We start from the raw sequence: 9414 nt of genomic DNA on the forward strand, positions 1-9414 counted from the left end.
TGCCAGGCCGCCACCCGCCCCTCGGGCGTCTCCGCGGCGTCGACGGCGGTGTACGCGGCCGCGTTGAGCACCACCGCGTACTCGTGCCACGGCACGGCGGCCAGCGCCTCGGGGCCGGTCACGTCGAGGGCGGCCACCTCACGTCCGTCGAGGTCGCCGCCGGAACGGGAGGCCAGGTCGGCGTCGCCGAACGCCCGCGCCAACGCCCGCCCCACCTGGCCGGCAGCGCCCAGCACCAGGGTCCGCTTCGGCGCCATCGGCACCACTTCGGCCAGCCGCGGGTTGCGGTGGTCCTTCTCCGAGATCTCCGCCTCGCCCAGCGGGATCGGCCACCGGATCGCCGCCGACTCGTCGCCCAGGTGCAGCGCCGGGTACGTCACGTCGGGGCGGTAGTGCTCGTTGACGAGGTACGAGTAGACGGTGCCGTCCTCGAGGGCCTGGTACGAGTTGCCGACCCCGCGCGGCACGAAGACCGCCACCTCCGGGCCGCACTCCAGCTCGAACGTCACGCCGAACGAGTCGCCCTCACGCATGTCCACCCACGCGGCGTACACCCGCCCCGTGGCCACCGAGACGTACTTGTCCCACGGCTCGGTGTGGATGCCGCGGGTCGCCCCGCGGGCGACGTTGTACGACATGTTGTTCTGCACGGGGCCGAAGTCGGGCAGCCCCAGCGCCGTCATCTTGGCGCGCTGCCAGTTCTCCTTGAACCACCCGCGCGCGTCGGTGTGCAGCGGCAGCCGCAGCACCAGCAACCCGGGGACCGCGGTGGTCTCGACGCTCAGCTCGGCCACCGGTCACTGACCCTTCGCGGCGTACGACGCCTCGGTCGCGGCCTTGGCGGGACGCCACCAGTCCTCGTGCTCCTCGTACCACCGGATCGTGTCCGCCAGGCCAGCCTCGAAGTCGGAGAACCGCGGACGCCAGCCCAGCTCGCTGCGCAGCTTGCCCGACTCGATCGCGTAGCGCAGGTCGTGCCCGGCGCGGTCGTTGACGTGGTCGAACTCGTCCGCGCCCCTGCCCATCAGGGTCAGGATCAGCCGGACCACCTCGAGGTTGCTCTGCTCCCCGTCGGCGCCGATCAGGTACGTCTCGCCGAGCGTGCCCCGCTCCAGGATCGTCAGCACCGCCGACGAGTGGTCCTCGGCGTGGATCCAGTCGCGCACGTTCTCACCCGAGCCGTACAGCTTGGGGCGGATCCCGTCGATCACGTTGGTGATCTGGCGGGGGATGAACTTCTCCACGTGCTGCCAGGGGCCGTAGTTGTTGGAGCAGTTCGACACCGTCGCGCGCAGCCCGAACGAACGGATCCACGCCCGCACCAGGTGGTCGGAGCCCGCCTTGGAGGCCGAGTACGGCGAGGACGGGTTGTAGGGGGTGTCCTCGGTGAACCGCTTCGGGTCGTCGAGGGCGAGGTCGCCGTACACCTCGTCGGTGGAGACGTGGTGCAGCCGCCTGTCGTGCCTGCGGACCGCCTCGAGGATCGTGAAGGTGCCGACCAGGTTGGTGCGGATGAACGGGGACGGGTCGGCCAGCGAGTTGTCGTTGTGCGACTCGGCGGCGAAGTGGACCACCGCGTCGTGGCCGGCGACCAGCGGGTCGACCGCCGCCTCGTCGGCGACGTCACCGACGACCAGCTCGACCCGGTCGGCCGGGAGGCCCGCGAGCGCCTCGCGGCTGGCGGCGTACGTCAGCTTGTCGAGCACGGTGACGGACGCGTCGGTGTGCGCGACGACGTGGTGGACGAAGTTGGAGCCGATGAAGCCCGCGCCCCCGGTGACGAGCAGTCTCTGCATGGCCGGGAGTCTAGGGCGCAGCGGTGACGGTGAACTCCTCCGTCTTGGTGAGATCCTCGACGGCGTACCGCGCCACGTTGCCCTCGACCGTCCACCCCTTCGGCAGGCCGGTGACCGACATGGAGTCGGGGAACTCGACGGTGACCTCGCGCCCCTCGGCCTGCACCAGCGTGTGCGGGTCCAGCACCAGTCCGTACGCCAGCTCGCCGTCGTCACCGACCACCGCGGCGGCCGGCACGCGGTACTCCAGCACGTACGTCTCGCGGGCGCCGGGGGAGAGCAGGATGTCGGCGCGCACCACCTGGTGGTCGAAGAAGGTGTCCACCCACGGGCTGTCGTCGGCGACCCCGCCGAGCGTGGCGCGGAAGCCGGTGGCGTCCTTCGGCACGAAGACCGCCTGCGACATGCCGTTCCAGCGGGTCACGAAGCTGCTGCCCTCCGGGTCGGGCTTGCTGAACGGCCACGGCGGGCTGTCGTTGTGCAGCTGCACCGTCACCCGGACCCGCGCGCTGCCGTCGGCGGCCACCCGTACCCGGCTGCTGACGTCGCGGCGCAGCCAGAAGTCGGACTTCGCGGCGTTCGTGTTCTGGTTGGAGACCGCCAGGTAGTCGTGGTCCGTGGACGTCAGGTCGCCAGCCAGCCCAGCGTCGGCGACCAGCGCCTGCGTCTCCTCGGAGCGCATCCAGACCGCGAAGTGACGGCCCTCGGCGGAGTCGTGGAGCGACGTCAGCTTCTCGGTGAGCTGGGAGCTGTCGAAGACCAGGTCGGCGAAGAGCGGCACCAGCTCGCGGTTGAGCTCCTTGCGGCCCTCGGTGTCGCCCTCGTACGGGTCGTAGTTGCCGATGACCTCGCGGACCAGGTTGTCGCCGGTCAACGTGCCGAAGCCGGTGTCCTTGACCGGGCCGGTGACGTCCAGCAGGTCCGCCAGCGCGGTGAGGTCGACCGCGATGACGCCGTCGATGCGCTGGCCGCGGAGCTTCTGCCAGGCCCGCGCGACCTCGGGGCCCGACACCGACCAGCTCGGGGCGTACGTGGCTCCGGCGATGGTGCTGTCGGGCCGGTGGAAGATGTTGCCCCGGACCGGCTTCCAGTTGAGCCGCTCGAACGTCTCGCCGTCGGTGGCGTCGACCGGCTCGCCCAGCTCGATGCGCCCGTCGTCGGCGGTCAGCGTGGCCAGGGTCAGCCCGGCGCCGCCGGAGTGGCGCTGCTCGGACTGGTTGAGCATGGTGACGAGGTACTTCTGCTTCTTCTCGGCGCCGAGCGTGGCGGGCAGCTGGTCCAGCAGCGGGACCGCGCTGTCGACCGTACGGGCCAGCGGGACGGCGACGTCGAGGGCCTCGTCGCGGGCGTCGGCGAACATGGTGCCGCCCACCAGCCGGTCGTCGGCGACCGCGTCCAACGACGCCGTCGCGGAGGTCAGGAGCCGGTCGATCTCGCGGGCCTCGACGGCCACGGTACGCAGCGCGCCGAGGTCGATCTGCTCGTCGGACATCAGCGGCTGCTCGGTGCCGTTGAGGCGCGACCAGGTGCCCACGCCGGTCTCCGCGACGTCGGTGAGGTCGGACAGCGCGTCGCCGAGGTGGCGCACGTCGCGCACCGGGCCGGAGGCCACCGGCACCCAGCTCCAGACGGTGCCGCCCAGACCCTGCGTGGAGTCCTGGAGGCTGTCCACGTGGGTGCGCGCAACGGCCACGTGCTCCTGCGCGGTCGCGGTGTCACCGTCGAGCGCGGCGTCCTTGGCCGCCGTCAGCGCCCGCTTGGCGGCGGCGGCGTCACCGGGGACCGTACGGAACGGCAGCGCCAACAGCGCCAGCCCGACGAGAAGAACGGCTAGACCACCGAGGGTCCACCAGAGTCCGCGGCGCGAGCGGGACGCGCGGGAACCACGTGAGGAGCGAGCTGACACATGCCCCAGTGTCCCAGAGAGCGCCTACTCTGGCGGCCATGCGCGGAATTATCCTGGCCGGGGGAACGGGCTCCCGGCTGCACCCGATCACGCTCGGGATCAGCAAGCAGCTGGTCCCCGTGTACGACAAGCCGATGATCTACTACCCGCTCTCGACGCTGATGCTGGCCGGGATCCGGGAGGTGCTGGTCATCACCACGCCCACCGAGGCGCCCGCCTTCCACCGGCTGCTCGGCGACGGTTCGCAGTTCGGCATCGACATCACCTGGGCCACCCAGCCCAGCCCCGACGGCCTCGCCCAGGCGTTCACCATCGGCGCCGACCACGTGGGTGACCAGTCGGTCGCGCTCGTGCTGGGCGACAACATCTTCTACGGCTCGGGCCTCGGCACCCAGCTGCGCCGCTTCGACGACCTCGACGGGGCGGCCGTCTTCGGCTACCACGTGGCCGACCCGACGGCGTACGGCGTGGTGGAGTTCGACGCCGACGGCCGGGCGCTGTCGCTGGAGGAGAAGCCCACCTCGCCGCGCAGCAACTACGCCGTCCCGGGGCTCTACTTCTACAGCCCCGACGTCGTCGAGTACGCCCGCGCGCTGACCCCCAGTGCCCGCGGCGAGCTCGAGATCACCGACCTCAACCGTCGCTACCTCGAGGAGGGCCGCCTGCAGGTCGAGGTGCTCCCGCGCGGCACCGCCTGGCTCGACACCGGCACCTTCGACTCCCTCAACGACGCCTCCACCTTCGTGCGGACCCTCGAGGCCCGGCAGGGGTTCAAGGTCGGGGCGCCGGAGGAGGTCGCTTGGCGGATGGGGTTCCTCTCCGACGCCGAGCTGGCCGAGCGTGCCGAGCCGCTGCGGAAGTCCGGGTACGGGGAGTACCTGCTGGGGTTGTTGGGGTGAGGGTGACAAAGTTCCCTACATCGTGTCGAAGTCCCCGCTTAGCCGGGGACTTCGACATTTTGTGGGGGTTGCAACGCCTACAACTGGTCAGAGTTCCCCACACCAAGGGACTCCTGAGGCGGGTGGGAGTCGATCGGGCGAGCCCCGCCCGCCGGTCAAGCCTGTCGAGACCCCGCTCGACGAGATGTAACGGTCCGACCTCCTGCGACGAAGTGCGGGTGTGATGACCACGACGGACCTGACGCCCCTGGGGCGTGACCCTGATGCGTTCGAGGCGTTCTACCGCGACCACCTCGACTACGTCACCGGGTACGTGACCCGGCGCAGCGCCGACCCCCAGACCGCCGCCGACCTCGTGGCGGAGGTGTTCCTCCGGGTCGTGGAGGGGGCCGAGACGTACCGGCCCGGTCGCGGACCCGTACGGGCCTGGCTGACCGGGATCGCCCGCAACGTCCTCGCCGACCACGTACGCCACCTCGCCCGGCAGCGCGGGGCGTACGGCCGACTGGGCGGACGACGGTTCCTCGACGAGGAGTCCACCGAGGCGCTCGTGGCGCGGATCGATGCGCAGTCGTCCGGGCGGATCGTGATGCGTTCGGTGGCCGGGCTGCCCGGCACCCAGCGCGAGGTCGTCGAGCTCGTGGCCCTCGACGGCCTCTCGCTCGCCGAGGCTGCGTCCGTCCTGGGCATCACCGCGGGCACCGCCCGCGTGCGCTACCACCGCGCGCGTCGGGCGCTGCGTGCCGCGCACCCCACCCTGCGAGCCGAGGAGGCCCTGTCATGAACCGCGACCTGAACACCTTCGAGTCCGACCTGCTGACCGAGCTGCGCGGCGTCGTGGCCACCCGGGCGCTCGACGCGCCTGCCCCGGCCGCCCAGCGGGGGCGTGAACAGCGTCGCCGCGGACGACGGTGGGCCGCGGGCGGGGGACTGGTCGGCGCGTCCGCTGCGGCGCTGGCCGGTGTCGCCGTACTCGGCCCGACGCCCGCCTTCTCCGTGACCGAGGGGAACAGCGGCACCATCACGGTGAAGGTCAACAGGTTGGAGGGCGCCGGAAGACTGGAGGACGCACTGGCTGAGTACGGCGTGCGAGCCGACATCACCTACCTGGAGCCTGAGCGGGAGTGTGCGCCGGGCCGGTATGAGTCGCGTGAGACGCCCGGCGTGACCCTGAGCGTGTCGAGCGAGGAGTTCACCGTCGAGCTCCCGCCGGGCAGCGTCGCCGACGGGGAGACATTCGTGCTCTCCGCCGCCGTCCGACCCAACGCGGACGGGGGGAGCACCTCGTCGGTGGACTTCGGCGTCGCCACCGGAGCAGTGGGCCCCTGTGAGATCCGTGAGACGGACTGGTCCTGGGCCGAGTGAGTTTGCGGCCGTGTCGAAGTCCCCGCCAAGGCGGGGACTTCGACGTTGTGTGGGGGTTGCAACACCCACAACATGTCGGTTTCCCCGCCTAAGCGGGGAAACCTGAGGCAGGTGGGACGAACCTCAGCCGAGGTCGGCGTGCACCATCCGCGCCACGATCTCCTCGAACGCCATCGACGGCGCCCAGCCCAGCACCGTACGGGCGCGGGTGGCGTCCCCGACGAGCTCGGTCGGGTCGGCGGGGCGGAGGAAGGCGGGGTCGGTGGTGACCAGAGGTTCCCACGCGCTGACCCCGGCAGCGGCGAAGGCGGCGGCCACGAAGTCGCGTACGGAGTGCGCCTCGCCCGTGGCAACCACGTAGTCGCCCGGGTCGTCGGCGTACGCGGCCCGCACCATCGCGTCCACGTAGTCCGGTGCCCAGCCCCAGTCGCGGCGGGCGTCGAGGTTGCCCAGCACCAGCGAGTCGGCCTCCCCGCGCGCGATCCGGGCGACGGTCGAGGTGATCTTGCGGGTCACGAACCGTTCGGGCCGGCGCGGGGACTCGTGGTTGTACAGCACCATCGAGCTCACGTGCGCCCCGCGCGCCCGGTACACCCCGGCGCTCAGGTGCGCGTACGCCTTGGCCGCCCCGTACGGGTTGATCGGCCGCACCGGCGTCGACTCGTCCTGCGGGGCGGTGGCGGGCTCGCCGAAGATCTCCGCGCTCGAGGCCTGCACGAAGCGCGCCCCGACTCGGTACGCGGACTCCATCAGCGCCACCGCCGCGGCCCCGTTGACCTGCGCGGTCTCCTCGGGGGAGTCCCACGACTGCGCGACCGAGCTGATCGCGGCCAGGTTGACCACCAGGTCGGGGCGCAGGTCGGCCAGCAGCGCGCGGGTCCCGTCGGTGTCGCGCACGTCGCCGACGTGGAGCACCACCTCGGCCGGGCAGTGCGCCGGCTCGCGCTCGGAGTCCAGCACCAGCGCGTGCACCTCGGTCCCGTCGGCGAGCAGCCGCTCGGCGAGGTACGAGCCGTCCTGGCCGCCGACGCCGGTGACGAACGCGCGGCCCAGCGGGGCGCTCATGCCAGCCCGTGCCGGGAGCCCGGCCCCTCCCACCAGCCCTCCTTGGCGGCCTTGATGTCGGCCTCGACCATCATCGCGACGAGCTCGTCGAACGACACGGTCGGCTGCCAGTCGAGCTTCTCCTTGGCCTTCGAGGCGTCGCCGATGAGCAGGTCCACCTCGGCGGGCCGCATGAAGCGCGGGTCCTGGGTGACGTGGGCGGACCAGTCCTCGATGCCGACGTGGGCGAAGGCCTTGTCGAGGAACTCGCGGATCGAGTGGGTCTCGCCGGTCGCGATGACGTAGTCGTCGGGCTCGTCGGCCTGCAGCATCCGCCACATCGCGTCCACGTAGTCGCCGGCGTAGCCCCAGTCGCGCTGCGCGTCGAGGTTGCCCAGGGCGACGGTGTCCTGCATGCCGAGGTGGATGCGCGCGACGGCCTGACTGATCTTGCGGGTCACGAACTCGGGCCCGCGGCGCGGCGACTCGTGGTTGAACAGGATCCCCGAGGAGGCGTGCATGCCGTACGACTCGCGGTAGTTGATCGTCATGTAGTGCCCGTACACCTTGCTCACGCCGTACGGGGAGCGCGGCCACAGCAGCGTCGTCTCGCGCTGCGGCACCTCCTGCACCTTGCCGAACATCTCCGAGCTCGACGCCTGGTAGAACCGCACGCTGCGCGGGTCGCCGCCGGCGTGCAGGCGTACGGCCTCGAGGATGTTGAGCACGCCCATGCCGGTCACGTCGGAGGTGACGAACGCGTTCTCCCACGAGTACGCCACGAAGCTGACCGCACCCAGGTTGTAGACCTCGTCGGGCTGGGAGTCGTGCATGGCCCGCATCAGGCTCGACAGGTCGGTGAGGTCGCCGTTGTGCAGGCGCACGTCGGGCACCAGCTCGGTCACCAGGTCGCGCCGGGGGTTGTTCTGGCCACGGATGATCCCGTGGACCTCGTACCCCTTGGCGAGCAGGTGCTCGGCGAGGTACAGGCCGTCCTGGCCGGTGATTCCCGTGATGAGAGCGGTGGGCATGGGCGTCAGTGTGTCAGTCGGTGGCGCCCTCTAGGGTGGGTGCCCATGAAGATCTTGGTCAGTGGCGGTGCCGGTTACATCGGGTCACACACTGTGGTGCAGCTCGTCCGTGCCGGTCACGACGTCGTGATCGTCGACAACTTCTCCAACTCCTCGCCCGTGGTGCAGGGCCGGCTCGAGGCGCTGACCGGGCGCGCCATCGAGGTCCACTCGTTCGACCTGTGCGACCACGGCAAGACCGAGCACCTCTTCGCGGCCGACAACTTCGACGCCGTCATCCACTTCGCCGGGCTGAAGGCCGTCGGCGAGAGCGTCCAGAAGCCGCTCGACTACTACGAGAACAACCTCGTCTCCACCTTCTCCCTCGTGCGGGCGATGCAGAAGTACGGCGTCGACAAGCTCGTCTTCTCCTCCTCGGCGACCGTGTACGGCACCGACCAGGCTGCGGCGACCGAGGACCGCGCGACCTCGGCGACCAACCCGTACGGCTGGACGAAGGTGATGCAGGAGCAGATCCTGCGCGACATCGCCCACGCCGACCCGTCGCTGCGCTTCGCGCTGCTGCGCTACTTCAACCCGGTCGGCGCCCACGCCTCGGGCACGATCGGCGAGGACCCGTCCGGCATCCCCAACAACCTGATGCCGTTCATCGCCCAGGTCGCCGTCGGCAAGCGCGACAAGCTCGCCGTCTTCGGCGACGACTACGACACCCCCGACGGCACCGGACAGCGCGACTACATCCACGTCGAGGACCTCGCGGCCGGCCACGTCGCCGCGCTCGAGGCCCTGGTGCGCACCGACGAGCCGGTCAACGTGTGGAACCTCGGCTCCGGCAAGCCCACCTCCGTCCTCGAGCTGCTTCACGCGTTCGAGAAGGCGGTCGGCCACGAGCTGCCGTACGAGGTCGTCGAGCGCCGCGCGGGCGACGTCGCCACGTCGTACGCCGACCCGTCGAAGGCCAACCGCGAGCTGGGCTGGTCGACCACGCGCTCGGTGGAGGACATGTGCGCCGACACCTGGCGCTGGCAGTCGCAGAACCCGGACGGCTACCCCGGCTGAGTACAGCGGATCGGTGTAGGCGGGAGCCCCGGGGGTAGGAACGCCCCATGCAGACCTACCCCGGCGCCCCGGCGCCTGCCTCCACGGACCGCTCCAAGACCCTGCTCTGGATCGGGCTCGGCCTGATCGTCGGCGGGGTCCTGGTGCAGCTGGCCTTCAACTTCATCCTGTCGCTCGGCGACTTCCGCCTCTACCGCGCGGTCGGCTGGCTCAACTTCATCACCGTCCTGACCCCGATCGGCACCGTCATCGCCGTGATCGGCGGCGCCGGTGTGGGCACCCGGATGGCGCTGCGTGAGGCCGGTCTGCTGCCC

10 protein-coding genes are annotated in these 9414 nt (G+C 71.1%); 5 read left to right on the forward strand and 5 right to left on the reverse strand.

Annotated elements, in window-relative coordinates:
- From ACI379_RS10740 to ACI379_RS10750, 3 genes are all read right to left on the reverse strand, one after another.
- A partial coding sequence (locus tag ACI379_RS10740; RefSeq protein ID WP_439792077.1) for a dTDP-4-dehydrorhamnose 3,5-epimerase family protein occupies nucleotides 1-794 on the reverse strand: 794 nt, incomplete at its 3' end.
- Between the two features lie 3 nt (nucleotides 795-797).
- Entirely contained in the window at nucleotides 798-1796 is a 999-nt protein-coding gene (gene rfbB / locus ACI379_RS10745; protein WP_439792078.1) for a dTDP-glucose 4,6-dehydratase, read from the reverse strand.
- A gap of 10 nt (nucleotides 1797-1806) precedes the next feature.
- On the reverse strand, nucleotides 1807-3600 hold the full coding sequence (locus tag ACI379_RS10750) for a DUF4012 domain-containing protein (protein WP_439792079.1): 1794 nt from the start codon (nucleotides 3598-3600) through the stop codon (nucleotides 1807-1809).
- Between the two features lie 140 nt (nucleotides 3601-3740).
- On the opposite strand from ACI379_RS10750, the gene rfbA reads away from it, so the two are divergent.
- The 3 genes from rfbA (at nucleotide 3741) to ACI379_RS10765 (ending at nucleotide 5966) form a co-directional block, all read left to right on the forward strand.
- On the forward strand, nucleotides 3741-4601 hold the full coding sequence (gene rfbA / locus ACI379_RS10755; protein ID WP_439792080.1) for a glucose-1-phosphate thymidylyltransferase RfbA: 861 nt from the start codon (nucleotides 3741-3743) through the stop codon (nucleotides 4599-4601).
- 223 nt (nucleotides 4602-4824) lie between these two features.
- Nucleotides 4825-5385 (forward strand): RNA polymerase sigma factor, encoded by a 561-nt coding sequence (locus ACI379_RS10760; RefSeq protein WP_439792081.1) that lies wholly within the window; start codon nucleotides 4825-4827, stop codon nucleotides 5383-5385.
- On the forward strand, nucleotides 5382-5966 hold the full coding sequence (locus tag ACI379_RS10765; protein WP_439792082.1) for a hypothetical protein: 585 nt from the start codon (nucleotides 5382-5384) through the stop codon (nucleotides 5964-5966). Before ACI379_RS10760 ends, ACI379_RS10765 begins: the two co-directional genes overlap by 4 nt.
- Nucleotides 5967-6089: 123 nt before the next feature.
- Here the strand turns inward: ACI379_RS10765 and ACI379_RS10770 are convergent, their stop codons facing one another.
- Both ACI379_RS10770 and gmd read right to left on the reverse strand, forming a co-directional pair.
- Nucleotides 6090-7031: a GDP-mannose 4,6-dehydratase gene (locus tag ACI379_RS10770; RefSeq protein ID WP_439792083.1), complete on the reverse strand. Its 942-nt coding sequence runs from the start codon at nucleotides 7029-7031 to the stop codon at nucleotides 6090-6092.
- Nucleotides 7028-8041 (reverse strand): GDP-mannose 4,6-dehydratase, encoded by a 1014-nt coding sequence (gene gmd, locus ACI379_RS10775; protein ID WP_439792084.1) that lies wholly within the window; start codon nucleotides 8039-8041, stop codon nucleotides 7028-7030. Before gmd ends, ACI379_RS10770 begins: the two co-directional genes overlap by 4 nt.
- Nucleotides 8042-8086: 45 nt before the next feature.
- Here gmd and galE point away from each other — a divergent pair, with 45 nt between their 5' ends.
- Both galE and ACI379_RS10785 read left to right on the forward strand, forming a co-directional pair.
- Nucleotides 8087-9100 (forward strand): UDP-glucose 4-epimerase GalE, encoded by a 1014-nt coding sequence (gene galE, locus ACI379_RS10780; RefSeq protein WP_439792085.1) that lies wholly within the window; start codon nucleotides 8087-8089, stop codon nucleotides 9098-9100.
- Between the two features lie 47 nt (nucleotides 9101-9147).
- Nucleotides 9148-9414: hypothetical protein (locus ACI379_RS10785; RefSeq protein ID WP_439792086.1), on the forward strand; the 267-nt coding region annotated here is incomplete at its 3' end.

The organism is Nocardioides sp. (assembly GCF_051876515.1).
Taxonomy (GTDB): Bacteria; Actinomycetota; Actinomycetes; order Propionibacteriales; family Nocardioidaceae; genus Nocardioides.